Here is a 25,224-nt window from a genome sequence, read left to right as displayed (position 1 = left end):
GTGCGCCGGCTTGGTTCCCGCGCCGCACCGTCATGCCCCAAAAGAAAAGGCCCATGACGGCGGTCATGGGCCTTCGGCACGGCGCGGCGCGATCAGGCGTTCAGCCCGGTCGCCTCGTCCGCGCCCACCACCACGTTCATGCACTGCACCGCGGCGCCGGCCGCGCCCTTGCCCAGGTTGTCCAGGCGGGCCATCAGCACCATGCGCTCGGCCGAGCCGAACACGAACAGGTCCACGCGGTTGGTGTCGTTGTTGGCCTGCACGTCGAAGAAGCCGTCGTCCAGGTTGTCGTCGCTGGCCACCGGCATCACGCGGACGAACTGCTCGCCTTCGTAGTGCTTGCGGTAGATGTCCGCGATCTGCTCCGGCGAGACCTTGCGCGCCAGGCGGTCGGGATAGACCGGCACCGTCACCGCCAGGCCCTTGTAGAACTTGCCGACGATGGGGCTGAAGATCGGCGCCTGCGCGAGGCCCGTCTGCACGCGCATCTCCGGCAGGTGCTTGTGCTCCAGGCCCAGCGCGTACGAGCGCGGGCTGTCCAGGCGCGGATTACCGCCGGCTTCGAACTCCGCGATCATCTTCTTGCCGCCGCCGCTGTAGCCGGTCAGCGAAAAGGCCGTGACCGGGTAGTCGGGCTGCATCACGCCGGCATCGACCAGCGGACGCACCGCCAGCACGAACGCGCTGGCGTGGCAGCCAGGCACCGCGATGCGCTTGCTCGCGCGGATCTTCTCGCGGTGGCCGCGCGCCAGTTCCGGCAGGCCGTAGACCCAGTCGTTCGACGTGCGGAACGCCGTGCTGGCGTCGATCACGCAGGTGGTCGGGTTGGTCACCAGGGTCATCGCCTCGCGCGAAGCCACGTCGGGCAGGCACAGGAAGGCGACGTCGGCGGCGTTCAGGAACCGTGCTCGCTCGGCGGGGTCCTTGCGCTTGTCCTCGTCGATGCGCAGCAGCTCCACGTCGGTGCGGCCGGACAGATAATCGAGCAGGCGCAGGCCGGTGGTGCCTTCCTGGCCGTCGACGAACACTTTGAATGCCATGGTGAACTCGCTCGGTGAATCGAACTGCAATACGGGAAAGTGATTCTGGAGCGCGCCACGGCGGCGCACCGCGCTCCAAATGACAACGCCGCCCGCGGGGGCGGCGACCCTGCATTGTAGCGAGGTTGCCCCCGCGTCGCAGCAAAACGTGGGCAGGGCCTACAGGGGGAAGTCGTAGTCGATCGACAGCGGCGCGTGGTCGCTGAACTTCTCGTCCTTGTAGATCGCGCAGGCCTGCGCGGTGTCGGCGATCTTCGCCGTGGCCAGGTGGTAGTCGATGCGCCAGCCCACATTCTTCGCGTAGGCCTGGCCGCGGTTGCTCCACCAGGTGTACTGGTCCGGGCGCGGGTCCAGCTTGCGGAACACGTCCACATAGCCGTGCACGTCGAACAGCTGCCCGATCCAGGCGCGTTCCTCGGGCAGGAAGCCGGAGTTCTTCAGGTTGCCCTTCCAGTTCTTGATGTCGATTTCCTTGTGGGCGATATTGACGTCGCCGCACAGCACGATCTCGCGCCCGCTCGCCTTGAGCTGCAGCAGGTGGGGCAGGAACGCCTCCATGAAGCGGAATTTCGCCAGCTGCCGCTCTTCGCCGCTGGAGCCCGAGGGCACATAGACGGAGATCACGGCCAGGTGCGGGTACTGCACCTCGACATAGCGGCCCTCGCTGTCGAACTCGGCGTTGCCGAAGCCCGTGACCACGCGTTCGGGTGCATGGCGGGTGTAGAGCCCGACGCCGCTATAGCCCTTCTTCTCCGCGTAATGGAAGAAGCCGTGGTAGCCGTGCGGCGCCAGGAAGGCCTCGGTCATGTCCGCGGCCTGGGCCTTGAGCTCCTGCACGCAGACCATGTCCGCTTCCTGCTTGCCCATCCAGTCGAAGAAGCCTTTCTTGGACGCGGAGCGGATGCCGTTGAGGTTGGCGCTGATAATCCGTAACATCTCGGGAAATTTTGCTAAAGAGAGAAAAGATGACGCAGAAAGACGGCGGGGAAGGACTGAGCCAGACCTTTATCCGCTTTGCGCTGGGCGCCGGGGTGCTGTCGTTCGGTGAGTTCGTCACCAAGGCCGGCCGCAAGTCGCCGTATTTCTTCAACGCCGGCCTGTTCAACCAGGGCGCGATGCTCGGTCAGGTGGCGCAATTCTATGCGAAAACCCTGCTGGCCTCGGGCGTGGAGTTCGACGTGCTGTTCGGGCCCGCCTACAAGGGCATCACGCTGGCGTCGGCCACGGCGGTGGCGCTGGCCGGCATGGGGCGTGACGTGGGCTTCGCCTACAACCGCAAGGAAGCCAAGGACCATGGCGAGGGCGGCACGCTGGTCGGTGCGAAGCTGCAGGGCAAGGTGGTGATCATCGACGACGTGATCAGCGCCGGCACCTCGGTGCGCGAATCGATGCAGCTGATCCGCGCCGCCGGCGCCGAACCGGCGGCCGTGCTGATCGCGCTGGACCGGATGGAGCGCAGCGGCACCGCCGACCAGATCGGCGCGCATTCGGCCGTGCAGGACGTGCAGCGCGAATATGGCGTGCCGGTGATCGCCATCGCCAGCCTCACCGATCTGCTGGCGTACCTGGATGCGTCGCAGGACGCGTCGCTGGCCGCCTCGCGCGATGCGGTGGCCGCCTACCGCCAGCGCTACGGCGTCTGAGCGTCCCGCTACACCACCTTCAGCTTCGCCAGCCCCGGCTGGGGCGGCGGATAGTCCGGCTTGAGACGGGCGAAGACGTCGGCCAGGATGTGCGCGACCATCAGGTTGCGGTGCGTCTTGGAGTCGGCGGGCACCACATACCAGGGCGCCTGCGGCGTCGCGGTTGCCGCGATGGCGTCCTGGTAGGCATCCATATAGTCGTTCCAGTAGCGCCGCTCCTCCAGATCCTTGGGATCGAACTTCCAGTGCTTGTGCGGATCCGCCAGGCGCACCTCCAGCCGTGACTTCTGCTCGTCCTTGGAGATGTGCAGCATGCACTTGACGATGACCGTGCCGGTTTCGGCCAGCATGGTCTCGAACGCGCGGATCTGGGCGTAGCGCCGCCGGCATTCGGCCTCGTCGATCCAGCCGTGCACGCGCGTGACCAGCACGTCCTCGTACTGGCTGCGGTTGAACACGACGATCTCGCCCCGCCGCGGCACCTGCGCGTGAATGCGCCACAGGTAGTCGCGCGCCAGTTCCTCGGAGGTCGGCGCCTTGAAGCTGACCACGCGGATGCCCAGCGGGTCGAAGCTGCGGAACACGCCCCGCACCGTGCCGTCCTTGCCGCTGGTGTCCATGCCTTGCAGCACCACCAGCAGCTTGCGTCTGCCTTCGGCGTAGAAGATGTCCTGGACCGCGTCCAGTTGCTCGCTGAGCTGGGCGATGCGGGTGCGGTCCGCCTCCTTGTCGCCGCTGGAAAAGGGCTTGGCGCCCGGGTCGAAATCCGCCAGCCTGAAGGTCTTGCCGGCCTCGATGCGATAGTCATCCAGCGACATGGGGGCTCCGTGCGGGCCTCGCGGCCCGGATTGCGATGCCCCTATGCTCAGGCCGGCAGCGCGGCGAGGTCAATAGTGCCTTCGAACACGGTGGTGGCCGGGCCGGTCATCTCGACCGGGGAACCCGCGCCGTGCCAGGCGATATTGAGGTCGCCGCCATGGGTGTGCACCCTGACCGGCGAATCCAGCAGCCCGCGCCGGATGCCGGCCACCACCGCCGCGCACGCGCCGGTGCCGCAGGCCAGCGTCTCGCCGGCGCCGCGCTCGAACACGCGCAGCCGGATGGTATGGCGGTCCACTACCTGCATGAAGCCGGCATTGACGCGATTGGGGAAGCTCGGGTGGTTCTCGATCACCGGCCCGTCCTCGCGCACCGGGAACAGCTCGGTGTCGTCCACCACCTGGACCGCGTGCGGGTTGCCCATGGAGACGGCGGAGATCCACGCGGTGCGGCCGTTGACCTCCAGGCCGTACAGGGTGTCGTCGCCATCGGCGCGGCTGGAGAGCCCCTGCGGATCGAACGGGATGCGGGCCGGCTCGAATTCGGGCGGCCCCATGTCGACCGTGACCTGGCCGTCGTCCTGCAGCGTCAGCGTGATGACGCCGTTCATCACCTGCACCCGGACCGAGCGCTTGTCCGTGAAGCCGTGCTCGGTCACATAGCGCACGAAGCAGCGTGCGCCGTTGCCGCAGTGCTCGACCTCGCCGCCATCGGCGTTGAAGATGCGATAGCGGAAGTCGACGTCGTCGCGCGTGGGCTTCTCCACGATCAGGATCTGGTCCGCGCCCACGCCGAAATGCCGGCTCGCCAATGCGCGCCATTGCTCGGTGGACAGGTCCAGCGTCTGGTTGATGCCGTCCAGCACGACAAAGTCGTTGCCGGCGCCGTGCATCTTGGTGAATTTCAGTTTCATGGCGGCGATGGTAGTGGCGGTTGCGGTCGGTCCGCGGGCAGACAGCACTTCAATATATCGCGGGTTCGCCGGGCGGGCGCCGCTTGAACCGCTTGTGCACCCAGTAGTACTCGGGAATGCGCGGACGGATGCAGTCCTCGAAGAAGGCGTTCATGCGCCGCGTGTCGTCCCACACGCTCTCGCCAGGATAGTCGGTCCAGGCGGGGAGCATGCGCAGCACGTAGCCCTGGTAGTCGGGCAGTTGCTCGGTATAGATCGGCACGACCTTGGCGCCGGTCAGGCGCGCCAGCCGCGACACCGAGGTCAGGGTCAGCGCCGAGGTGGCGAAGAACGGCACGAACTCCGAATCGCGCTCGCCGAAGTCCATGTCGGCGATCAACTGCAGCGCCTCGCCTTTCTTCAGGGTGCGGACCACCTCCCGCACGCTGTCGTTGCGCGAGATCAGGTTCGCGCCGAAGCGTCCGCGCGCCTTCTTCAGGAAGTCGTCGAACATCGGGTTCTTCTGCGTGGTGTACAGCGACGCGCCCGAGCGGCCCACATGGTCGCGCAGGTGCATGGTCAGGCGAACCGACCCGGCCTCGACGCCCGACAGGTGCAGCGTGACCAGAATATGCGGCGTGCCGTCCAGCGCCACCAGGTCGGCCTGGTCGTCGATCTGCACCCAGCGGCGCATCTGCGCCTCGCTGCCCGTCCAGAAAATGCCGCGCTCGGCGAAGCTGCGGAAGACCTCGCGGAACGAGGCGCGTGCCAGCGCCTCGATTTCGGCGTCCGATTTCTCCGGAAAGCACAGCCGCAGATTGGCGCGCACCACATTGCGGCGTCCGCTGGGAATCAGATACAGCACGCTGCCTAGCGCCTCGCCGAAGCGCGCGACAAAGGGATAGGGCAGCTTGCCGAGCACGGTCAGGAGACCGATGCCCAGCCAGGTGAATAGACGGCTCATGGGGTTTCAGTGGCGCCTTGCGCGATCGTTTGCGGCGGCAATTCGGCACCGGCCGGATGCTTGTAGCGGTTGTAGCCCCACAGGTATTGCGTGGGTGCCTCCGCGATCAGCGATTCGATGGTGCGGTTCAGCAGGGTGGCGGCGGCGACCGGGTCCTCGGGCAGCATCTCCTCGATCACCCGCATGTGGGCGACGTAGGTCGAGCCATGCTTGATGCGCTCGGCGAACACCAGGGCGATCGGCGCGTCGCTCAGTTGCTGCAGCCGCTGCACGAGCGTCATGGTGTACGCGGGCTTGCCGAAGAACGGCGCCCACACGCCGTCGCCGCCGGTAGGAACCTGGTCCGGCAGGATGCCGATGGACTCGCCGCGCTTGAGGGCCTTGACCAGCGTGCGCACGCCGCGGGGCGTGGCGGGGGCCATGGTCAGGTTCGGCCGCGTGCGCATTTTTTCGATCCAGTCGCGCAGCCACGGCTGGTGCGGCGGCTTGTACAGCGCGGTGACCCTCTTGCCGCGCTGCGCGTAGGCCTGCGGCAACACTTCGAAGCAGCCCAGGTGCGGCACCAGGATGATCAGCCCCTTGCCCTTGGCCAGCAGCCGGTCCAGTTCGGGCCACGTGTGTTCGGAAAACCCCGCCAGCTTCGCCGTCAGCCGCTTGCGGCTCCAGAAATACGGCATCTCGATGACCATGCGTCCGGTCGAGCGCGCGGCTTCGACGATCATCGCGTCGGTCGCATCGGGAAACGCCTGGCGGAAATTCTCCTTGAGGCGGCGGCCATAGCGGCCGGGCAGGCGCGCCGCCAGCACGCCGAGCCAGCCGCCGACGATCTCGAGCAAGACCAGGGGAACACGGGAGATCAGCCAGGCGAGAAAGGTCATGGAGTCCGACAAGGGCCGGCGCTGGGGGCCGGCGGGTTTTATTTGTCGCGGATTTTGCCGTTATCCAGCCAGGTCCCGAGGCATCGGGCCTTGCCGCGCGCGGGCTGTGCCATGCCGCGTAGCCGCGTATAATACCGCGCATCGCCGAGTTAACTGACAACTTGCGGGGCGATACCGTCCTTTGCGGACGGCCTGAAAATACCGCTAAAGCGTCGCCGCCCGGACTGAAGAGGTTGGCGCGCAATAGCCAACCTGGAGAATAAGTTCGTGGCAAACGACTTCCTGTTCACTTCGGAATCCGTTTCCGAAGGCCATCCCGACAAGGTCGCCGACCAGATCTCGGACGCGGTCCTCGACGCCATCCTGGCCCAGGACAAATACGCCCGCGTCGCCGCGGAAACGCTGTGCAATACCGGCCTGGTGGTGCTGGCCGGCGAAATCACCACGACCGCGAATGTCGATTACATTCAGGTCGCCCGCGACACCATCAAGCGCATCGGCTACGACAATACCGACTACGGCATCGACTACAAGGGTTGTGCCGTGCTCGTCGCCTACGACAAGCAGTCGCCCGATATCGCGCAAGGCGTGGACCGCGCCTCCGACGACTACCTGAACCAGGGCGCCGGCGACCAGGGCCTGATGTTCGGCTACGCCTGCGACGAGACCCCGGAACTGATGCCGTTCCCGATCTACTACTCGCACCGCCTGGTCGAGCGCCAGTCGCAGCTGCGCCGCGACGGCCGCCTGCCCTGGCTGCGTCCCGACGCCAAGTCGCAGGTCACGGTGCGCTATGTCGAGGGCAAGCCGCATAGCGTCGACACGGTGGTGCTGTCGACCCAGCACGCGCCGGACATCAGCCAGGAGCAGATCCGCGAGGCCGTGATCGAGGAGATCATCAAGCCGGTGCTGCCGGCGGCCATGCTCAAGGAGACCAAGTATCTGGTCAACCCGACCGGCCGCTTCGTCATCGGCGGCCCGCAGGGCGACTGCGGCCTGACCGGCCGCAAGATCATCGTCGACACCTACGGCGGCGCGGCGCCGCACGGCGGCGGCGCGTTCTCGGGCAAGGACCCGTCCAAGGTCGACCGCTCGGCGGCCTACGCGGCCCGCTATGTCGCCAAGAACATCGTCGCGGCCGGCCTGGCGCGCCAGTGCCAGGTGCAGGTCAGCTACGCGATTGGCGTGGCCCGTCCCATCAACGTGACGGTCTACACCGAAGGCACCGGCAAGATCTCGGACGAGGCCATCGCCAAGCTGGTGATGGAACACTTCGACCTGCGCCCGAAGGGCATCGTGCAGATGCTGGACCTGCTGCGTCCCATCTACGAGAAGACCGCCGCCTACGGCCACTTCGGCCGCGAGGAGCCAGAATTCTCGTGGGAGGCGACCGACAAGGCCGCCGCGCTGCGCGCCGCCGCCGGTCTGTAACACCCCCCGCGAGGCGAACGGCCGCAAGAGGGTCGGGTCCGAAAGGGCCCGGCCCTTTTTTCATGAGCGCCGCATTCGCGGCGCCCTCCGGGGGGACGTCTTTACGCAATCCACATACGCGCGCGGCGCCTTTTGATGCCGTTTTTAGACGCCCGGTCATATCGTGCAGAGGCTCCGGCGAGGAGCTTTCTCCACTCTTGTGATGACACCGATGACCGTCCGTTCTCCCGTGCCCACGCTGCTCGCGTGGTCCGCCGCCGCCGTGCTCGCTACCGCCGCCGCGCCGGTCCTGGCCCAGTCCGGGCCCGACGCCGGCGCGTCGCCGCACGCGTTCACCGCCAATCTGTCCGTGGTGAGCGACTACCGCTATCGCGGCCTGATGCAGACCAATCGCCGGCCCGCCGTGCAGGGCGGCTTCGACTACAGCCATGCGAGCGGCTTCTACCTGGGCAACTGGAATTCCAGCATCAGCTGGCTTGGAGACAGCCGTGCCGAGGTGTCGGCACCGGCGGAGATGGACTTTTACGGTGGCTTGCGCGCGGCGGCTGGCGACTGGTCCTACGATCTCGGCGTGCTGCAGTACTACTACCCCGGCGATTATCCGGCCGGATATACGCGGCCGCATACCACGGAGCTGTACGCGGGCGTGGGTCACGGGCCCGTCACGCTGAAGGTCTCCTACGCGCCGACGAACCTGTTCGGCTTCGCCGACAGCAAGGGCAGCTGGTATGTCGACCTGACGGCCAACGTGCCGCTCGACGTGTGGGGCCTGACGCTGAACGCGCATGCGGGCTATCAGCGCGTGCCGGTCGCGTCCGCCTCGTATGCGGACTGGAAGATCGGCCTGAGCAAGGACCTCGGCCACCAGTTCACGCTGGCGGTGGCCTATATCGACACCAATGCCGACCGCAGGGTGTACACCAACGCCCGCGGCCGCTACATGGGGCGCGCCACCGCCTGGGCGTCGCTGACCAGGACCTTCTGAGCCCGGGGCCGCCGGGGGCCCGAAAAGCAAAACACCCCGGGGCCGGACGAGGTCCGGCGCCCGGGGTGTGGCCAGCGGGACGGCGCCCGGGCGGGCGCGTCCCGTCCGCGTCATGCCACCCGGACTTCGATCCGGCGCGGCTGCGCGTGCGACTGCTTCGGAATGCGCACGTTCAGCACGCCATCCTTGAGCACCGCCGAGATGGCGTTCGTGTCCAGTTCGCGGCTGAGGGTGAAGACGCGCTTGTAGCGCGCGACCTGAACCTCGGCGTAGACCGGTTCCAGCCCTTCGGGCAGATCGGGGCGGATCTCGCCCTCGACGGTCAGGCTGTCGTGATCGACGCGCACCTGCAGCGCCTCGCGCGACACGCCGGGCAGGTCGGCCAGCAGCGTGATGCCGGTGGCGTCCTCAGACACGTCGACGCGCGGGACCAGGGGCGTGGCCTGGCGGTCGGCCTCGTCGCGCCGGGTGTCCTCACGCTTGCTGTCGTCGCGCTTTGCAATGGCTTGTTCGTTCATGATCCTTCTCCCAAAGAATGCGGAGCGCTTGCTGTCCGATGTCGTGGCTGATTGCCTTGCGTTGTCCGCTTGCGTGTCCATTTACTGCACCGTGATCCGCTTGGCCTGCGCGGCCTCGCGGCGCGCCACCGAGATGCGCAGCACGCCGTCGCGATAGGTGGCCTCGACGCGCGACAGGTCGGCGTCTTCGGGCAGGCTCACCGCGCGGCGGAAGCGGCCGGTGAAGCGTTCGCGCACGTAGACGTTGGTGTCCTGGCGTGCCGGCGCGGTCTGCTGCGCAGCCTGCTGCGAGTCCTGCTGCGATCCACCATCCGCGCCCGCGGCCTGCGTCTCGCCCGCGCCCTGCGCCGTGCGTTCGCCGGCGATACTCAGCACGCCGCGGTCGACGTTGACCTCGAGCGTGGCCGGATCGATGCCGGGTGCGAACGCGTAGACCTCGATGCTGTTCGGCGTGGAGCCGATGTTGACGGCGGGGAAGCTGCCGCGCGCGACCGCGCGGATGCTGCTGGGGGTGGCGAATGCCTGCTGCAGTTCGCGCTGGAGCCGATCGAACTCGGCAAACAGCCCGCCCGGAGCACTGAGCAATGATGTGTACATGGCCGATCTCCTTCCAATGAATCGTCGAACCGTGGCGGCGCCACGCGGCGGCCGCACCCGCTTCGCGCCGCGTCCGGGCCTTCCGCGGGGCGGGGCCGGCTGGCGCTTCGTTTCGAATGTAGGGCTGCCCGCTGCGACTTCAAGAGGTCGCAAATCGAGTCTCGGCAGGGGGTAGAATCCGGGCCATGGCGCGCACCCGCGCGTACCGATACCGCGTACCAGAACCGCTTACCGGCGTGGCGTGCCAACGCCGTCCGCGCCGCTCATGCCGAGGTTGCCCATGAACACCGAATCCACCGCCAGCCGCTCCGCCACCGAGGCCGCAGCCGGGACCGCCGCGGCGGTCGCCGCCGGCGCGCCGACCGCGGCCGCGCCGGCGCCGCTGGACCTGATCCGCCCGCAGCCGTACACCGAGTGGGAGCCGCGCGTCACGGCCGAGACCGCCGCCACGCTGCGCCGCCAGCTCGAGCAGGGCGCGGTGCTGTTCTTCCCCGACCTGCATTTCCGCTTCGCCCCGGGCGAGGAGCGCTTTCTCGACAGCCGCTGGTCCGACGGCAAGAGCAAGAACATCAACCTGCGCGCCAACGACACGGCGGTGCGCGGCGCCATGGGCAGCCCGCAGGACCTGTCCGATCTGTACGCGCTGATCCGGCGCTACGCGCAGCTGAGCGAGTCGCTGGTGCTGACGCTGTTTCCCGAGTACGGCCCGCACATGCAGCGCGCCGGCACGTCGCTGCGCCCGAGCGAGATCGCGGGGCGGCCGGTGAGCTGGCGCAAGGACGATACGCGCCTGCATGTCGATTCGTTTCCCTCCAACCCGCTGCGCGGCCAGCGGCTGCTGCGCGTGTTCCACAATATCGACCCGCAGGCGCCGCGCGTGTGGCGCGTGGGCGAGCCCTTCGGCGATTTCGCGCGCCGCTTCGTGCCGCAGACGCGCGGCATGTGGCCCGGGCAGGCGTGGCTGATGAAGCAGCTGCACATCACCAAGCGCGAGCGCTCGGAGTACGACCATCGCATGCTGCAGCTGCACGACCTGGCCAAGGCCGACCTGGACTATCAGGCCGCGGTGCCGCAGCAGGAATTCCATTTCCCGCCGGGGTCCACCTGGATCGTCTTCAGCGACCAGGTGCTGCACGCGGCGATGCGCGGACGCGCGATGATGGAGCAGACCTTCTACCTCGATCCGAAGGCCATCGCGGATCACACCCACTCGCCCGAAGCCGTGCTCTCGCGCATGCTGGGCCGCCCCATGCTCGCCGACTGAGCGCGGACGCGGCGGCCGCCCCGGGGCGGCCGGGCGGTCCGCCGCACTGGTGATTGCCCGTCGTTTCCAGCCCCCGCCAAAGCGCCTACACTGGTTTTCTCGATAGAACCGGCCACACGCTGCGCGTCCCACGACGCCATGCGCAACAGGCCGGCGCCGGACCCTGGACTGGGCGAGGAGACCAATGGAAACCACCTTCGATTTCGTCGTCATCGGCGCCGGCTCCTCCGGGTGCGCGCTGGCCGGACGGCTTGCCGCGAGCGGCGACGACAGCGTCGCGATCATCGAGGCGGGCGGCAGCGATGACCACGCGCTGGTCACCACGCCCGCGGCCGGCGCGCTGATGCTGCCGCGCGCCGGCAGGCGCAACTACGGCTATCTGACGGCGCCGCAGCCCGGCCTGGACGGCCGCCGCGGCTACCAGCCGCGCGGGCGCGGGCTCGGCGGCAGCTCGTCGCTGAACGCGATGATCTACACACGGGGCACGCCCGGCGACTACGACGGCTGGGCGAGCGGCGGCTGCGACGGCTGGTCCTGGGACGACGTGCTGCCCGTGTTCCGGCGCAGCGAGTGCAACGAACGCGTGGCCGGCCGGGACGACGATCCGCTGCACGGCGGCACCGGCCCGCTGCATGTCTCGGACCTGCGCTCCCCGAACGCCTTCGCGCGGCACTTCATCGAGGCAGCCGTGCAGGCGGGCCTGCCGCCGAACCGCGACTTCAACGGCGAGGTGCAGGAAGGCGTGGGCTGGTATCAGGTGACGCAGCGCGCGGGCGAGCGCTGGAACGCGGCGCGCGCCTATCTGCGCGGCGACGGCACGCTCGCTCCCGACAACCTGCACGTGCTGACCGGCATGCGCGTGCTGCGCGTGCTGTTCGCGCGGCGCCGCGCCACCGGCGTGCTGGTCTGGCGCGACGGGCGGGAGCAGGTGATTCACGCCCGCCGCGAAGTCATCCTGTCGGCCGGCACGATCGGCTCGCCGCAATTGCTGATGGTCTCGGGCGTGGGCCCGGCCCCGCATCTGCGCGAGCACGGCATGGCCCTGGTGCACGAGCTGCCCGGCGTCGGCGCGAATCTGCAGGACCATCTCGATATCGCCCTGCACAAGCGGCTGCCGGCGCAGGCGCGCGCACCGGCGCTGTTCGGCCTGTCGCTGGCGGGCGCGCTGCGGCTGCTGCGCGAGATCGCGCGCTACCGGCGCGCGCGCACGGGCATGCTGACGTCGAATTTCGCCGAGGCGGGCGGCTTCGTCAAAAGCCGCCCGGACCTGGACGAGCCGGACCTGCAGCTGCATTTCGTCGTCGGCATGGCCGACGATCACCTGCGCACGCTGCATCGCGGCCATGGCTATTCCTGCCATGTCTGCGTGCTGCGTCCGCGCAGCCGCGGCATGGTGCGGCTGGCATCGGCCGATCCGCGCCGCGCGCCGCGCATCGATCCCGGCTATCTGAGCGATCCGGCCGACCTGGACGACATGGTGGCCGGCCTGCGCGTCGTGCGCCGGATCTTCGCGCAGCCGGCGCTGGCGGCGTTCGGCGGCGAGACGCTGTGTCCCGGGCATCTGCGCGACGGCATCGAGCGCGACGACACCGAGGCACTGCGCGCACTGGTCCGCGCGCGGGCCGACACCATCTATCACCCGGTCGGTACCTGCCGCATGGGCGTCGATGCGGGCGCCGTGGTCGATCCGCAGCTGCGGGTGCGCGGCGTGCAGGGCCTGCGCGTGGTCGACGCGTCGATCATGCCCACGCTGATCGGGGGCAATACCAACGCGGCCGCCATCATGATCGGCGAGCGCGCCCACGACCTGATCCGCTACGGACCGCGCGTGACCCTGCGGCTCGGCGAGCCGGCGCTGGCCTGAGCGCGCCCTTGCGCGGCGCGGGCTTACCGGGTACTGACCGGGCGGCCACCGGGCGCCCACGGCGCCCCTACACCGGCCACGCGCGCTCGACCAGCCGCCCGAGCGCCGCCGCACCGCCGTCCAGCGTGCCGAACACGCGCCCATGCTGCCGCCCCAGCCGGCTGGCGATAAACGTCTCCGCCACCTCGCCATCGCCATGCGCCAGCAGCAGCGCCGCCTGCGCGGTCAGCACCAGCCCCTGCGCGAAGCGGCGGGCCGCCGTCTCCTGCTCCTCCGGCGCGGCGCGCAGCATGGCCTGCAGCGACGCCAGTTCCGCGCGTACCGCCGCATGGCCGCCGGCGCGCTGGCCGAGATCGTGCAGCAGCCGCATGGCGTCGTCCGGGTTGCGCTGGATGGCGCGCAGCACGTCCAGGCACATGATGTTGCCCGAGCCCTCCCAGATGGAATTGACCGGTGCCTCGCGATAGAAGCGGGCCATGGGGCCTTCCTCGACGTAGCCGTTGCCGCCCCAGACTTCCATCGCCTCGCCGGTGGCCTCCAGCGTGCGCTTGCAGATCCAGAACTTGGCCGCCGGGGTGACGATGCGCTTCCATGCCGCCGCGACCGGATCGGCCGCCTCGCCCTCGGCATGCTCGAAGGCATGGGCCAGTTCCATCGTCAGCAGCGTGGCGGCCTCGCTCTCCAGCGCGAGGTCGGCCAGCACGTTGCGCATCAGCGGCTGGTCCGCCAGCAGGCGGCCGAAGGCCATGCGGTGGCGCGCATGGTGGATCGCCTGCACCAGCGCCGCGCGCAGCAGCGCGGCGCTGCCGATCACGCAGTCCAGCCGGGTATTGGTGGCCATCTCGATGATGGTCGGGATGCCGCGCCCTTCCTCGCCGATCAGGATGCCGGTGGCGCCGCGGAATTCCACCTCGCTGCTGGCGTTGGAGCGGTTGCCGAGCTTGTTCTTCAGGCGCTGGATCTGCACCGCGTTGCGGCTGCCGTCGTCGCGAAAGCGCGGCACGAAGAAGCACGACAGCGGCCCGTCCTCGGCGCCCATGCGCGCCACCACCAGATGCGCGTCGCACATCGGCGCGGAGAAGAACCACTTGTGCCCCGTCAGCGCGTATTCCGCGCCGCGGCCCTCGCCACGCACGGCGCGCGCGACGGTGGTGTTGGCGCGCACATCGGAGCCGCCCTGCTTCTCGGTCATGCCCATGCCGATCAGCACCGAGCGCTTGTCGCGCCAGGGCAGGTCGCGGGGGTCGTGGACGGTGCCATAGAGGCGGGGCTCGAGCTCGGCGAACAGCGACGTTTCGCGGCGCAGCACCGGGATGCTGGCGAAGGTCATGGTGGTGGGGCACAGCGTGCCCGACTCGATCTGCGCCTGCAGGAAGTAGCCGGCGGTGCGCGCGGCCCATGCCCCGGCGCGCGGCTGCGCGAACGGCAGCGCCTGCAGCTGTTCTCCGCGCAGCAGCGACAGCAGCGCGTGCCAGCTGGTGTCGAAGTCCACCCGGTCGACGCGTTCGCCGGTGCGGTCGTGCGTATGCAGCTCGGGTTCGAGCCGGTTGGCCCGCGCGGCCCACGCCATCACTTCCGGCTGGCCGAGCGTCGCGCCGAAGCGGTGCAGCGCGCCGGCATGCCAGCCGCCGCCCAGGCGCTCCAGCGCGCCGCGCAGCGCGGCGTCGATGTCGAAGAGGTTGTAGCCGGACAGGTCCGGCACCTGGTTGAAGACGCGGTGCGTGGCGGGTTGGTCGGCGGGGTCTGCGAAGGATGCGCTGGTCATGGAGTCTCCTTGCCGGGTCTGGTGCCCTGGCTGCATGGTAGGGCAACGGCCGCCTCGCGGGCAGGGTGGTGTGCCCTTGGATGCGCGCCCATGCGGACCAATTTGTGCGCCGGCGTGCCCACGGGCTGCCGATCGTGCGGCGCAGCAAGCCGATTCCTTACGCCGATGCATCGCTGTCGTGCGTCAATCCGTGCTGGCGCGGCGCAGGGGCTTGTGCTTAAATTCACCCCGTTGGATGAAACAGGGGTGCCGTGCGGATGGGCCGCGCGGCTGAGAGAGTCCCTTCGAACCCGATCCGGTTAGTACCGGCGTGGGAAGTTTCATGAAGACCGCACAGTTCTGCCTTCCCAGGCACATGCTTCCGGCGCGGCCACCTTGCACCTCGCGCGCAATCCGGCCCGGACATGCTCCCAGAACTCCTGGTTTCGTCCATCCCCGCAAGAGAGAGGACGACATCCATGGCCCGCAATACCGCAAACCACGCCCCCGCCGCTTCCTTCGAATCGCTCGCCAGCGATCTGGACCAGAAGTTCGCCTATCCCGCATCGAGCAAGACCTATCTGGTCGGCAGCCGCCCGGACATCCGCGCGCCGCTGCGCACCATCCTGCAGACCTCCACGCGCACCGAGCAGGGCGAGATGGCGAATCCGCCGATCCCCGTGTACGACACCTCGGGTCCGTACAGCGACCCCGACGTGCATATCGACCTGAAGGCCGGGCTGGCGCCGGTGCGGGCCAAGTGGATCGAGGAGCGGGGCGACACCGAGGTGCTGCCCGGCCTGTCGTCCGAGTACGGGCGCGACCGCGCCAACGACCCGGCCACCGCCCACCTGCGCTTTGCCCAGCTGACCAATCCGCGCCGCGCCAAGGCGGGCGCGAACGTCTCGCAGATGCACTATGCCCGCCGCGGCATCATCACGCCCGAGATGGAATTCGTGGCGCTGCGCGAATCGCTGAACCTGCAGGCCCTGTACGACAAGCCCGAGTACAAGGCGCTGCTGCGCCAGCATCCCGGCAACGCGCTGGGCGCGGGCCTGCCGCTGCGACCCGAGGACATCACGCCGGAGTTCGTGCGCGCGGAAGTCGCCGCGGGCCGCGCCATCATCCCCGCCAACATCAACCACACGGAACTGGAGCCGATGGCCATCGGCCGCAATTTCCGCGTGAAGATCAACGGCAACCTGGGCAACTCGGCGGTGACGTCGTCGCTGGCCGAGGAAGTCGAGAAGATGGTGTGGTCGATCCGCTGGGGCGCGGACACCATCATGGATCTGTCCACCGGCAAGCACATCCATGAAACCCGGGAATGGATCCTGCGCAATTCGCCGGTGCCCATCGGCACGGTGCCGATCTACCAGGCGCTGGACAAGACCGGCGGCATCGCCGAGGACCTGACGTGGGAGATGTTCCGCGACACGCTGATCGAGCAGGCCGAGCAGGGCGTGGACTACTTCACCATCCACGCCGGCGTGCTGCTGCGCTACGTGCCGCTCACCGCCGACCGCGTCACCGGCATCGTCTCGCGCGGCGGTTCTATCATGGCCAAGTGGTGCCTCGCCCACCACAAGGAAAACTTCCTGTACACGCATTTCGACGAGATCTGCGAAATCATGAAGGCCTACGACGTGTCGTTCAGCCTCGGCGACGGCCTGCGTCCCGGCTGCATCGCCGACTCGAACGACGAGGCGCAGTTCGGCGAGCTGCGCACGCTGGGCGAGCTGACCGCCAAGGCGTGGAAGCACGACGTGCAGGTGATGATCGAAGGTCCGGGCCACGTGCCGCTGCAGCGCATCCAGGCCAACATGGACGAGGAACTGAAGCACTGCTACGAGGCTCCCTTCTATACGCTGGGGCCGCTGGTGACCGATATCGCCCCGGGCTACGACCACATCACCAGCGGCATCGGCGCGGCGAACATCGGCTGGATGGGCACGGCCATGCTGTGCTACGTCACGCCCAAGGAGCACCTGGGCCTGCCGGACAAGGAAGACGTGCGCGAGGGCATCATCACCTACAAGATCGCGGCTCACGCGGCGGACCTGGCCAAGGGCTGGCCCGGCGCGCAGCTGCGCGACAACGCGCTGTCGAAGGCGCGCTTCGAGTTCCGCTGGGAGGACCAGTTCAACCTGGGCCTCGATCCGGAGCGCGCGCGTTCCTTCCACGATGCCACGCTGCCGGCCGAGGGCGCCAAGATCGCGCACTTCTGCTCGATGTGCGGACCCAAGTTCTGCTCGATGAAGATCACGCAGGACGTGCGGGACTACGCCGCCTCGCTCAAGGCCGATCCGGCCCAGGGCATGCAGGAGAAGTCGATCGAGTTCGTCCGGCAGGGCAGCAAGATCTACTCCTGACGCGCACCGCGCAGACGGTCCGCCGCGAGGCGCGGCGGACCGGCGCGGGCCGCCATTTCGAGGGAGCGCAGGCCGGCCTTTGGCGGCGTGGTCGCCGGGGCTGGCACAATCCACCCTATGACACAGCAGTCTTTCGACGTCGCCATTCTCGGCGCAGGCCTGTCGGGGCGCCTTCTGGCCTGGCTCCTTGCCCGCAAGGGCCAGCGCGTGGCGCTGGTGGAGCGGGCCGGGCCGGACGGCAGCGGCGCGGCGGCCCATGTGGCCGCCGCCATGCTGGCTCCGCTGGCCGAATCGGCCATTGCCGAGCGCCGCATCGTAGATCTGGGCATCGCCAGCGTGGACCTGTGGCGGGCGTGGATTCCGCAACTGCCCGAGCCAGTCTTCTTCCAGGAGGACGGCACGCTGGTGGTGTGGCACGCGCGCGACCGCGGCGAAATGTCGATGTTCACCAGCCGCGTGCGCGCGGTGGCGCCGCCCGAACTGGTGGCCGCGCGCATGCGCGCGCTCGATGCCGCGGGCGTCGCGCAGCTGGAGCCTGAACTGGCCGGCCGTTTCCCGCAGGGACTGCTGCTGGCCGGGGAAGGGCAGCTGGACAACCGCGGGGTGCTGCGCGCCCTGCTCAGCTGCGTGGTCGGCCACGGCGTGCATTGCGTCTGGGAAGCCGGGGCGGTCGAGGCCGGCGACCTGCCGCGGCTTGGCGTGCGCGCCGGCGTGGTGGTGGATTGCCGCGGCCTGGGTGCGCGCGCCGCATGGCCCGCGCGGCAGGCCGGCGTCCCCGGCGCGGCCGATGCGCCGCCGGCCTCGGCCCTGCGCGGCCTGCGCGGCGAGGTGGTGCGCGTGCATGCGCCCGACGTGAAGCTGCACCGGCCGGTGCGCATGCTCCATCCGCGCTATCCGATCTATATCGCGCCCAAGCCCAACGACCTGTACGTGATCGGCGCCACCGAACTGGAGAGCGAGGACGATTCGCCGGTCAGCGTGCGCTCCGCGCTGGAGCTGCTGTCGGCCGCGTATTCGCTGCACCCCGCCTTCGGCGAGGCGCGGGTGCTGGAGCTGAACGTGCAGCGGCGGCCGACGCTCCCGGACCACCTGCCGGCCATCCATATCGACCAGGAGGCCCGCATCGTGCGCGTCAACGGCCTGTACCGCCACGGTTTCCTGATCGCCCCCGCGGTCACCGAGGCCGCGTGCGAGGTGGTGCAGGCCCTGCTGGACAACGACCCCGCCGCCCATATGGTGCCCGCCGCCACGCGTTGGCCCGGCATGATCGCGCCGGTGAGCGGCGGTGCCGTCTTGCATTGAGATGAATACCGAGACCATGGAAATCCTGTTGAATGGCCGCCCGCTGACCCTTGCCGATACCGCCACGCTGGCGGAGGCGGTGGCGGCGGCCGACATCCCGCCGCCCTTCGCCGCCGCGCTCAACGGCCAGTTCGTGCCGCGCGCGGCGCACGCGGCGACCCCGCTGGCCGACGGCGATCGGCTGGACCTCGTACAACCCGTGACCGGAGGCTGATCCGATGACATTCCAACCCTCCGATGCAGCGCGCGATCCGTTCGTGCTGTACGGCCAGTCGTTCGATTCGCGGCTGCTGCTGGGCACCGCGCGCTATCCCTCTCTGGCCACGCTGCAGGCGGCGGTCGAGATCTCGCGCCCTGCCATGCTGACGGTGGCGCTGCGCCGCCAGGGCGCGGTGGGCGAGGGCGAGGGCGGCCAGGCGTTCTGGCAGATGCTCAAGCGCCTGAACGTGCCGGTGCTGCCCAATACCGCCGGCTGCATGGCGCCGCAGGAGGCCATCACCACCGCGATGATGGCGCGGGAGGTGTTCGAGACGGACTGGATCAAGCTGGAGGTGGTCGGCGACGACTACACGCTGCAGCCCGATACGCTGAACCTGCCGTCGGTGGCCGAGGTGCTGATCAAGGAAGGCTTCAAGGTGCTGCCGTACTGCACCGAGGACCTGGTGCTGTGCCGCCGCCTGCTGGACGTGGGCTGCCAGGCGCTGATGCCGTGGGCCGCGCCGATCGGCACCGGCAAGGGCGCGGTCAATCCGCACGCGATGCGCGTGCTGCGCGAGCGCCTGCCCGATACGCCGCTGATCGTCGACGCGGGCCTGGGCCTGCCGTCGCACGCGGCCCAGGTACTGGAATGGGGCTACGACGGCGTGCTGCTGAACACCGCGGTCGCGCAGGCCGCCTATCCGGTGCAGATGGCCCGCGCGTTCGCGCAGGCGGTCGAGGCCGGGCGCACCGCGTTCCTCGCCGGTCCGATGCCCGAGCGCGAAATCGCGCAGGCCAGCACGCCGGTGGTCGGCATGCCGTTCTGGCACGCCGAGACGCAGGAGGGCCACGCATGACGCGCCAGCCCGTGCCCGCCGCCGCCGACGCGGCGCTGCACGCCGAAGTGCTGGCCCGCCATGCCGCCACCTTCGGCGCCAACGAGACGCCGTGGCGCGCCTGGCGCCTGCCGGATGCGCCCGCCACCCTGGGCGCGGCCGATGTGCTGCTGCTCGACGGCGAGGCGGACGGCGCGGCGCTGGACCGCGTGGCCGCGGCCGGCGCGACGCTGATCGAGACCGACCGCGAAGGCGGCCAGTGGATCGACACCGTGCGCTCGCCAATGGGCACCTGGGTCTTCGGCGGTGCGGCCGACGGCGACACCCCGCATTCCCCCGCCTTCGTCGCGGTGCTGCTGGCCTGCCTGTCGCTGCATTTCCCCGCGCACGACGCGCTGTGCCTGGCCCGCGCATGGCGTTCGGGCACGCTGGACTGGCCGGACGAATTCGCGCGCTTTCCGCGCGTGCGCCATGCCGCGCTGGTCGCGCCCGAGGCGCGGGCCGAACCGTTCCCGCCGTGCCCGCAGCGCCTCGGCCTCTATGCCGTGCTGCCGAACGCGGACTGGATCGAGCGGGTGGCGCAGTTGGGCATTCCGACGCTGCAGCTGCGCTTCAAGTCGGACGACCCCAACGCGGTGCGCGAGCAGATCGCGCGCGCGGCGCGGGCGGTGCGCGGCACCGGGTCGCGGCTGTTCATCAACGACCACTGGCGCGCCGCGCTCGACTATCACGCCGAGCATGGGCCGGGCAGCGGCATCGACGGCATCCATCTGGGACAGGAGGATCTGGACGAGGCCGACCTGCCCGCGCTGCGCAAGTCCGGGCTGTGGCTGGGCGTATCGACCCACGGCTATGCCGAGATGCTGCGCGTGGCGCCGCTGCGGCCCAGCTATCTGGCATTGGGCGCGATCTTCCCGACTACCACCAAGGTGATGCCGACCGCGCCGCAGGGGTTGGGGCGCTTTCATGCCTATACGCGGCTGATGCGTGGGCAGGTGCCGTCGCTGGTGGGCATTGGGGGCGTCAACGCGGACAATCTGCCGCAGGTGCTGGCCGAAGGCGTGGGCAGCGCGGCGGTGGTGCGGGCGATCACCGAGGCGAGCGACGTGCCGGCCGCGGTGGAGGGTTTGCTGGCGTTGTTTCCGGGGGATGCTGTCGCGGTTTGAATGTCTTGGGGATGGCGGGCTTTCGCCCTCACCCTCACCCCCCCTCTCCCGCTGGCGGGAGAGGGGAGCACACCGTCGGATGTGGAATCGCTGCGGGTTCGCTCCCCTGTCCCGCGCGCGGGACAGGGGCCGGAGGTGAGGGTGACCGCCCGCCATCCTCCCGCCGCCCGCACACCCTACCCCCCGCGCCCCCTCTCCAGAATCTTGTAAAGGTGCGAGCGCGAGATCCGCAGTTGCTCCGCCGCCCGCTTCTTGTTGCCGCCGTGGCGCGCCACGGCCTCCACCACCGCGTCATACGCCAGATCGCGCAACCCGGCGGGGGCGCCCGATATCGCCTCGTCGTCCGGCTGCGCCACCGGCGCCAGCGGAAAATGCCGCCCGGCTTCGGCGGGGGCCGGCAACTCCTCGCCGCGCGCGAAGTCGGCCGCCCGTAGCGCGCGGCCATCGCAGAACACCAGCGCTTCCTCGATCTTCTGCCGCAACTGCCGCACATTGCCCGGCCATGGCCGCTCGGCCAGATGGCGCGCCACCTCCGGCGCGATCGACGGCACCGGCACGCCGTTGCGCTCGCAAAAGCCCCGCACGAAATGGTGCAGCAGTGCCGGAATATCCTCGCGCCGCTGCCGCAGGGCCGGAATGCGCAGCACCACGCCGCTGAGCCGGTAGTACAGGTCCAGCCGGAAGCGCCCGGCGTCGATCAGCGCCTGGATATCGCGATTGGTCGCGGCCACCAGCCGGAACTCCACGCGCCGCGCCTGCCGCGCGCCCAGGCGCTCGACCAGATGGTCCTCCAGCACCCGCAACAGCTTGACCTGCATCTCCATCGGGATATCGGCGACCTCGTCGAGAAACAGCGTGCCGCCGGCCGCCTGTTCGAGCTTGCCGACCTGGCCGTTGCGGTGGCTGCCGGTAAAGGCGCCGCCCACATGGCCGAACAGTTCGGCTTCGATCAACGTGGCCGGCAGCGCGGCCAGGTTCAGGCTGACCAGCGGCTTGCCGTCAAGCGCGCGGCTCGCGCCATGGATGGCGCGCGCCACCAGTTCCTTGCCGGTGCCGCTCTCGCCCAGCACCAGCACCGGCACGTCCAGCCGCGCCACCGTCTCGATCTCGCGCCGCAGCCGCTGCATCGGCGCGCTGTCGCCGATCAGCATGCCGGTGGCACTGTCGCGGCCGCGCAGGCCGTCGAGCTCGCGGCGGTAGTGCGCCACCTGCGAGCGCAGCTCCGTGACCTCGCGGTGCATGCGGGCAATCGCCTCCGGCTCCTTGAACAGGACCTGGCCGATGGCGCCGAGCACCTCGCCATCGCGCACGATGGGAATGCGGTTGACCACGCGCGTGACGCCGTTCATCCGCTGCAACTGGCCGATCTCGGCCTTTCCGCTGGCGGCCACCTGCGCCAGCCGCGAATTGGGAATGACCTGCTCGGCGGGCAGCCCGCGCCCCTCGCCCGGGCGCAGGCCGAGGAATGCCTCGTGGACCGGGCTCATATAGCGCATGCGCCCGTCGCGGTCCGCCACCGTGATGGCCTGGTAGGGGTTGGTGATGAAATGGTCGAGGATGGCCCCGGCAAACGGCACCGCCGCGAGGAAATCGAACAGCGCCGTGCCGTTGCCGGCGGGATGCAGCAGCAGCAGCCGGTGCGCCTCGTCCTCCAGCGCGAGGCCCAGGTAGCCCTGGCCCGCCGCGGACGCGGGCACCTCGAACAGCCGGCCCGCGCCGTCGTCCGCCTTCCCGTTCCCCGCCGCGACGCTCGCGGCGTGCTGCCACGCCGCCACCGCGGCATGGGCGACCGCCGGGTCGGCGCCGGCCCCGCACGCGGCGACCTGGGCGCCGTCGTGCGTCAGCACCACCACGCCGATCCGGGGCGGCACACTCGGTCCGCCGCCCCCATGTGTCGTTGTTGACGACATATCGCTGTCTCCACCGTGGACATTCTTGTGTCCTTGTCGCGGTCACAGTAACAGCCATCGCCGCAAACCTCAATGCCGGCAAGGGTTTGCGGCGTGGCACGGATGGTGCGTTGTGATGGCCCATATCCGAGCGCCCGGTGGGCGCGGACACAACTACATGCAGGAGACAACCCGTGTCGTGGCAGCCCGAAATCGATGAACTGGCCTATCGCAAGCAATTGGCCGCCCGCCTTGGCGGCGAGGAAAAGGTCAAGCGCCACAAGGCGGCCGGCAAGCTGACCGTGCGCGAGCGGATCGACGCGCTGGCCGATGCCGGGAGCTTCCGCGAGGTGGGCGCGCTCAGCGGCAGCGGCCACTACGACAGCAACGGCAAGCTGGTCGATCTGACGCCGTCGAACCTGATCATGGGCCGCGCCCGCGTCGAGGGCCGCCCCGTGGTGCTGGTCGGCGACGACTTCACCGTGCGCGGCGGCGCCAACGACGGCGCGGTCGGCGACAAGCTCATCCATGCCGAGAAGATGGCGCGCGACCTGCGCGTGCCGATGGTGCGGCTGGTGGACGGCACCGGCGGCGGCGGCTCGGTGCGCAATATCGAGACGAAGGGCCATACGCTGATCCCGACCATGAAGGTGTGGCAGCACGTGGTGGAGAACATGTCGGTGGTGCCGGTGGTGTCGCTGGCGTTGGGCTCGGTGGCCGGCATGGGCGCGGCGCGCGTCGCGGCCAGTCACTACTCGCTGATGGTCAAGGGCACCGCGCAACTGTTCAACGCCGGGCCGCCGGTGGTGGCCCGCATCGGCCAGCACCTGGAGAAGAACGAGCTGGGCGGCAGCCATATCCATACGCGCAACGGTGTGGTGGACGACGAGGTGGCCAGCGAGGAAGAGGGCTTCGCGCGCGCGCGCCAGTTCCTGTCCTATCTGCCCAGCTCGGTGCACGAACTGCCGCCGCGGCGCGAACCCACGGACGACCCCGGGCGGCGCGACGAATGGCTGCTGTCGGCCATTCCGCGCGATCCGCGCGCGGTCTACAAGATCCGCCCCATCGTGCAGTCGCTGGTGGACACCGATTCCTTCCTGGAGGTCGGCAAGCACTGGGGCCGTGCCATCGTCACGGGTCTGGCCCGCATCGACGGCTGGCCGGTGGCGGTGGTGGCGAGCGACCCGTACTTCTACGGCGGCGGCTGGGACGGCCCCACCGCGGAGAAATTCACGCGCTTCGTCGACCTGGCGGAGGTCTTCCATCTGCCGGTGGTGAACCTGGTCGATATCGCGGGCTTCCAGATCGGCCTCGAGGCCGAGAAGGCCGGCACCATGCGCTACGGCGTGCGCGCGCTGGCGGCGGTCTACCAGGCCACCGTGCCGTGGTGCTCGATCATCCTGCGCCGCGCCTATGGCGTGGCTGCAGCCGGCCACCAGCACATGGGGCGCTTCAATTTCCGCTACGCCTGGCCCTCCGGCAACTGGGGCTCGCTGCCCATCGAGGGCGGGCTGGAGGTGGCCTACAAGGCCGAGATCGAAGGCGCCGACGATCCGGTGCAAAAGCGCGCCGAGATCGAGCAGCGCGTGCGCAGCCTGACCTCGCCGTTCCGCAGCGCCGAGGCGTTCGTGGTGGAAGACATCATCGATCCGCGGGAGACGCGCTCGCTGCTGTGCGAGTTCGCCAATCTGGCCGCGCCGCTGCGCGAACCGGGCGTGCGCAAGTTCGGCATCCGTCCGTAGCGGACGCTCGGATGCGCCCACGCACGGTACGCATCCGCGCACACATAACAACAGAGGAGACCATCTTGTCCAACCAACACGCCAACCGCTTCATCCGTCGCCCGCGCCATGCGGCCCTTGCCGCCGCCATCGTGGCCGCGGCCGCGCTGGCTCCCTCCGCCAGCGCGCTCGCGCAGGACAACTGGCCGCAGAAGCCCGTCACGATCATCGTGCCGTTTCCCGCCGGCGGCATGACCGACGTGCTGGCGCGCCGCATCGCCAGGGACATGCAGACGCAGTTCAAGCAGTCCTTCGTGGTGGAAAACCGCGCCGGCGCCAGCGGCCAGATCGGCACCGAGATGGCCGCGCGCGCGACGCCGGACGGCTACACGCTGCTGGTCTCGGCCACCCACCATGTGATCAACCCCGCGGTGCGGGCGAAGCTGCCGTACGACGCGGCCAAGGACTTCACGCCGATCGCGCTGCTGGCTACCACCCCCAATCTGCTGGTGGTCAACAACAACGTGCCGGCGTCGAACCTGCCCGAGTTCCTGACCTACGCGAAGAAGCAGAAGGAGGGGCTGTCCTACGGCTCGTCCAGCATCGGGGGCGCGACGCACATGTCCGGAGAACTGCTCAAGCTGATGACCAAGGCGCCCATCGTGCATATCCCGTACAAGGGGGCGACGCCCGCGATGGCCGACCTGCTGGGCGGCCAGATCCCGGCGCTGTTCCATGACGTGATGACGATGGCGCCGCTGGTCAAGGAGGGCAAGGTCAAGGCCATCGGCGTGACCTCGGCCAAGCGCAGCGAGGCGCTGCCCAATGTGCCGACCATCGCGGAGCAGGGCGTGAACGGCTACGAGGCCATCACGTGGATCGGCTTCTACGGCCCGGCGAACCTGCCCAAGGGCATGGTCGAGCGGCTCAACCGCGCCGCGGTGGCCAGCATGAACACCGCGGAGGCGAAGGCCAATCTCGCCGAAAGCGGCACCTCGCCGGGCACCATGACGGCGGACCAGTTCGGCACGTTCGTGCAATCCGAACTCGCGAAATGGAAGCGCGTGGCCACCGAAGCCAACGTCAAGGTGGATTGAGATG

The 25,224-nt window shown here is 69.4% G+C and carries 22 protein-coding genes and 1 riboswitch; of the genes, 12 read left to right on the top strand and 10 right to left on the bottom strand.

The genetic code is table 11. The annotated features are described in order from the left end of the window. Positions 1–92 precede the first annotated feature (92 nt). Together argC and LDO27_RS14715 are read right to left on the bottom strand one after the other, a co-directional pair. A complete protein-coding gene (gene argC / locus LDO27_RS14720) occupies positions 93–1,040 on the bottom strand; it encodes an N-acetyl-gamma-glutamyl-phosphate reductase (RefSeq protein ID WP_222202693.1) in 948 nt (315 codons plus the stop codon). A gap of 159 nt (positions 1,041–1,199) precedes the next feature. After that, on the bottom strand, positions 1,200–1,976 hold the full coding sequence (locus LDO27_RS14715; RefSeq protein WP_222202692.1) for an exodeoxyribonuclease III: 777 nt from the start codon (positions 1,974–1,976) through the stop codon (positions 1,200–1,202). Positions 1,977–2,005: 29 nt separating this feature from the next. Between LDO27_RS14715 and pyrE the strand changes: the two genes are divergently transcribed. Then, positions 2,006–2,683, top strand: a complete 678-nt coding sequence (pyrE, locus tag LDO27_RS14710; RefSeq protein WP_222202689.1) for an orotate phosphoribosyltransferase — start codon at positions 2,006–2,008, stop codon at positions 2,681–2,683. Positions 2,684–2,691: 8 nt separating this feature from the next. Here pyrE and LDO27_RS14705 read toward each other — a convergent pair whose 3' ends face one another. Genes LDO27_RS14705 through LDO27_RS14690 form a run of 4 tightly spaced genes read right to left on the bottom strand, consistent with a single transcriptional unit; the run spans position 2,692 to position 6,236 of the window. Beyond that, positions 2,692–3,501, bottom strand: a complete 810-nt coding sequence (locus LDO27_RS14705) for a polyphosphate kinase 2 family protein (protein WP_224042420.1) — start codon at positions 3,499–3,501, stop codon at positions 2,692–2,694. Between the two features lie 47 nt (positions 3,502–3,548). After that, the gene (gene dapF / locus LDO27_RS14700) at positions 3,549–4,415 is read right to left on the bottom strand and encodes a diaminopimelate epimerase (RefSeq protein WP_222202685.1); all 867 of its coding nucleotides are present in this window, start codon (positions 4,413–4,415) and stop codon (positions 3,549–3,551) included. 49 nt (positions 4,416–4,464) lie between these two features. Further along, entirely contained in the window at positions 4,465–5,358 is an 894-nt protein-coding gene (locus LDO27_RS14695) for a lipid A biosynthesis lauroyl acyltransferase (protein WP_224042419.1), read from the bottom strand. Continuing rightward, the gene (locus LDO27_RS14690) at positions 5,355–6,236 is read right to left on the bottom strand and encodes a lysophospholipid acyltransferase family protein (protein ID WP_224042417.1); all 882 of its coding nucleotides are present in this window, start codon (positions 6,234–6,236) and stop codon (positions 5,355–5,357) included. The genes LDO27_RS14695 and LDO27_RS14690 overlap by 4 nt, the downstream gene beginning before the upstream one ends. Positions 6,237–6,503: 267 nt before the next feature. Between LDO27_RS14690 and metK the strand changes: the two genes are divergently transcribed. Continuing rightward, positions 6,504–7,667 (top strand): methionine adenosyltransferase, encoded by a 1,164-nt coding sequence (gene metK, locus LDO27_RS14685; RefSeq protein ID WP_222202678.1) that lies wholly within the window; start codon positions 6,504–6,506, stop codon positions 7,665–7,667. Between the two features lie 211 nt (positions 7,668–7,878). Further along, positions 7,879–8,652: a TorF family putative porin gene (locus LDO27_RS14680; protein ID WP_224042416.1), complete on the top strand. Its 774-nt coding sequence runs from the start codon at positions 7,879–7,881 to the stop codon at positions 8,650–8,652. A 110-nt stretch (positions 8,653–8,762) separates the two neighbouring features. Here the strand turns inward: LDO27_RS14680 and LDO27_RS14675 are convergent, their stop codons facing one another. Then, positions 8,763–9,170: an Hsp20/alpha crystallin family protein gene (locus LDO27_RS14675; RefSeq protein WP_222202676.1), complete on the bottom strand. Its 408-nt coding sequence runs from the start codon at positions 9,168–9,170 to the stop codon at positions 8,763–8,765. Positions 9,171–9,251: 81 nt separating this feature from the next. Next, complete coding sequence (locus tag LDO27_RS14670; protein ID WP_222202673.1) at positions 9,252–9,767, bottom strand: Hsp20/alpha crystallin family protein; 516 nt, start codon at positions 9,765–9,767, stop codon at positions 9,252–9,254. Positions 9,768–10,047: 280 nt separating this feature from the next. Between LDO27_RS14670 and LDO27_RS14665 the strand changes: the two genes are divergently transcribed. Next, entirely contained in the window at positions 10,048–11,031 is a 984-nt protein-coding gene (locus tag LDO27_RS14665; protein ID WP_222202671.1) for a Kdo hydroxylase family protein, read from the top strand. 184 nt (positions 11,032–11,215) lie between these two features. Beyond that, a complete protein-coding gene (locus tag LDO27_RS14660) occupies positions 11,216–12,895 on the top strand; it encodes a GMC family oxidoreductase (RefSeq protein ID WP_224042414.1) in 1,680 nt (559 codons plus the stop codon). Positions 12,896–12,962: 67 nt separating this feature from the next. On the opposite strand, the gene LDO27_RS14655 is transcribed toward LDO27_RS14660, so the two are convergent. After that, positions 12,963–14,660 (bottom strand): acyl-CoA dehydrogenase family protein, encoded by a 1,698-nt coding sequence (locus LDO27_RS14655; protein ID WP_224042413.1) that lies wholly within the window; start codon positions 14,658–14,660, stop codon positions 12,963–12,965. A gap of 232 nt (positions 14,661–14,892) precedes the next feature. After that, positions 14,893–14,994: riboswitch (TPP riboswitch) on the top strand. 124 nt (positions 14,995–15,118) lie between these two features. Here LDO27_RS14655 and thiC point away from each other — a divergent pair. The 5 genes from thiC (at position 15,119) to LDO27_RS14630 (ending at position 20,513) form a co-directional block, all read left to right on the top strand. Next, positions 15,119–17,011, top strand: coding sequence for a phosphomethylpyrimidine synthase ThiC (gene thiC, locus LDO27_RS14650; RefSeq protein WP_224042411.1), 1,893 nt, complete (start codon positions 15,119–15,121; stop codon positions 17,009–17,011). A 117-nt stretch (positions 17,012–17,128) separates the two neighbouring features. Next, positions 17,129–18,313 (top strand): FAD-dependent oxidoreductase, encoded by a 1,185-nt coding sequence (locus tag LDO27_RS14645; protein ID WP_222202665.1) that lies wholly within the window; start codon positions 17,129–17,131, stop codon positions 18,311–18,313. A gap of 16 nt (positions 18,314–18,329) precedes the next feature. Beyond that, positions 18,330–18,527: a sulfur carrier protein ThiS gene (gene thiS, locus LDO27_RS14640; protein ID WP_222203269.1), complete on the top strand. Its 198-nt coding sequence runs from the start codon at positions 18,330–18,332 to the stop codon at positions 18,525–18,527. A gap of 4 nt (positions 18,528–18,531) precedes the next feature. Beyond that, positions 18,532–19,368, top strand: coding sequence for a thiazole synthase (locus tag LDO27_RS14635; RefSeq protein ID WP_224042410.1), 837 nt, complete (start codon positions 18,532–18,534; stop codon positions 19,366–19,368). After that, complete coding sequence (locus LDO27_RS14630; protein ID WP_224042409.1) at positions 19,365–20,513, top strand: thiamine phosphate synthase; 1,149 nt, start codon at positions 19,365–19,367, stop codon at positions 20,511–20,513. Before LDO27_RS14635 ends, LDO27_RS14630 begins: the two co-directional genes overlap by 4 nt. Before the next feature lie 176 nt (positions 20,514–20,689). On the opposite strand, the gene LDO27_RS14625 is transcribed toward LDO27_RS14630, so the two are convergent. Continuing rightward, the gene (locus LDO27_RS14625) at positions 20,690–22,423 is read right to left on the bottom strand and encodes a sigma-54 interaction domain-containing protein (protein WP_222202650.1); all 1,734 of its coding nucleotides are present in this window, start codon (positions 22,421–22,423) and stop codon (positions 20,690–20,692) included. Positions 22,424–22,596: 173 nt separating this feature from the next. Here LDO27_RS14625 and LDO27_RS14620 point away from each other — a divergent pair, with 173 nt between their 5' ends. Both LDO27_RS14620 and LDO27_RS14615 read left to right on the top strand, forming a co-directional pair. Continuing rightward, a complete protein-coding gene (locus LDO27_RS14620; RefSeq protein WP_224042407.1) occupies positions 22,597–24,144 on the top strand; it encodes an acyl-CoA carboxylase subunit beta in 1,548 nt (515 codons plus the stop codon). 65 nt (positions 24,145–24,209) lie between these two features. Beyond that, positions 24,210–25,220 carry a tripartite tricarboxylate transporter substrate binding protein gene (locus LDO27_RS14615; protein ID WP_224042405.1) on the top strand — a complete coding sequence of 337 codons (1,011 nt, stop codon included), beginning with the start codon at positions 24,210–24,212 and terminating at the stop codon, positions 25,218–25,220. Positions 25,221–25,224 lie beyond the last annotated feature (4 nt).

The sequence above is a fragment of the Cupriavidus respiraculi genome (assembly GCF_914271545.1).
Classification (GTDB): Bacteria; Pseudomonadota; Gammaproteobacteria; order Burkholderiales; family Burkholderiaceae; genus Cupriavidus; species Cupriavidus respiraculi.
This window is presented reverse-complemented; position numbering and strand designations above follow the sequence as displayed.

What these genes read in the sequence shown, in the direction of transcription:
- LDO27_RS14625 (WP_222202650.1), bottom strand. Translation starts at nt 22,423, where the DNA reads ATGTCGTCAACAACGACACATGGGGGCGGCGGACCGAGTGTGCCGCCC.
- LDO27_RS14645 (WP_222202665.1), top strand. Translation starts at nt 17,129, where the DNA reads ATGACACAGCAGTCTTTCGACGTCGCCATTCTCGGCGCAGGCCTGTCG.
- LDO27_RS14675 (WP_222202676.1), bottom strand. Translation starts at nt 9,170, where the DNA reads ATGAACGAACAAGCCATTGCAAAGCGCGACGACAGCAAGCGTGAGGAC.
- LDO27_RS14635 (WP_224042410.1), top strand. Translation starts at nt 18,532, where the DNA reads ATGACATTCCAACCCTCCGATGCAGCGCGCGATCCGTTCGTGCTGTAC.
- LDO27_RS14715 (WP_222202692.1), bottom strand. Translation starts at nt 1,976, where the DNA reads ATGTTACGGATTATCAGCGCCAACCTCAACGGCATCCGCTCCGCGTCC.
- LDO27_RS14665 (WP_222202671.1), top strand. Translation starts at nt 10,048, where the DNA reads ATGAACACCGAATCCACCGCCAGCCGCTCCGCCACCGAGGCCGCAGCC.
- pyrE (WP_222202689.1), top strand. Translation starts at nt 2,006, where the DNA reads ATGACGCAGAAAGACGGCGGGGAAGGACTGAGCCAGACCTTTATCCGC.
- LDO27_RS14655 (WP_224042413.1), bottom strand. Translation starts at nt 14,660, where the DNA reads ATGACCAGCGCATCCTTCGCAGACCCCGCCGACCAACCCGCCACGCAC.
- LDO27_RS14680 (WP_224042416.1), top strand. Translation starts at nt 7,879, where the DNA reads ATGACCGTCCGTTCTCCCGTGCCCACGCTGCTCGCGTGGTCCGCCGCC.
- thiS (WP_222203269.1), top strand. Translation starts at nt 18,330, where the DNA reads ATGGAAATCCTGTTGAATGGCCGCCCGCTGACCCTTGCCGATACCGCC.
- LDO27_RS14670 (WP_222202673.1), bottom strand. Translation starts at nt 9,767, where the DNA reads ATGTACACATCATTGCTCAGTGCTCCGGGCGGGCTGTTTGCCGAGTTC.
- dapF (WP_222202685.1), bottom strand. Translation starts at nt 4,415, where the DNA reads ATGAAACTGAAATTCACCAAGATGCACGGCGCCGGCAACGACTTTGTC.
- LDO27_RS14690 (WP_224042417.1), bottom strand. Translation starts at nt 6,236, where the DNA reads ATGACCTTTCTCGCCTGGCTGATCTCCCGTGTTCCCCTGGTCTTGCTC.
- LDO27_RS14630 (WP_224042409.1), top strand. Translation starts at nt 19,365, where the DNA reads ATGACGCGCCAGCCCGTGCCCGCCGCCGCCGACGCGGCGCTGCACGCC.
- thiC (WP_224042411.1), top strand. Translation starts at nt 15,119, where the DNA reads ATGGCCCGCAATACCGCAAACCACGCCCCCGCCGCTTCCTTCGAATCG.
- LDO27_RS14695 (WP_224042419.1), bottom strand. Translation starts at nt 5,358, where the DNA reads ATGAGCCGTCTATTCACCTGGCTGGGCATCGGTCTCCTGACCGTGCTC.
- argC (WP_222202693.1), bottom strand. Translation starts at nt 1,040, where the DNA reads ATGGCATTCAAAGTGTTCGTCGACGGCCAGGAAGGCACCACCGGCCTG.
- LDO27_RS14705 (WP_224042420.1), bottom strand. Translation starts at nt 3,501, where the DNA reads ATGTCGCTGGATGACTATCGCATCGAGGCCGGCAAGACCTTCAGGCTG.
- LDO27_RS14660 (WP_224042414.1), top strand. Translation starts at nt 11,216, where the DNA reads ATGGAAACCACCTTCGATTTCGTCGTCATCGGCGCCGGCTCCTCCGGG.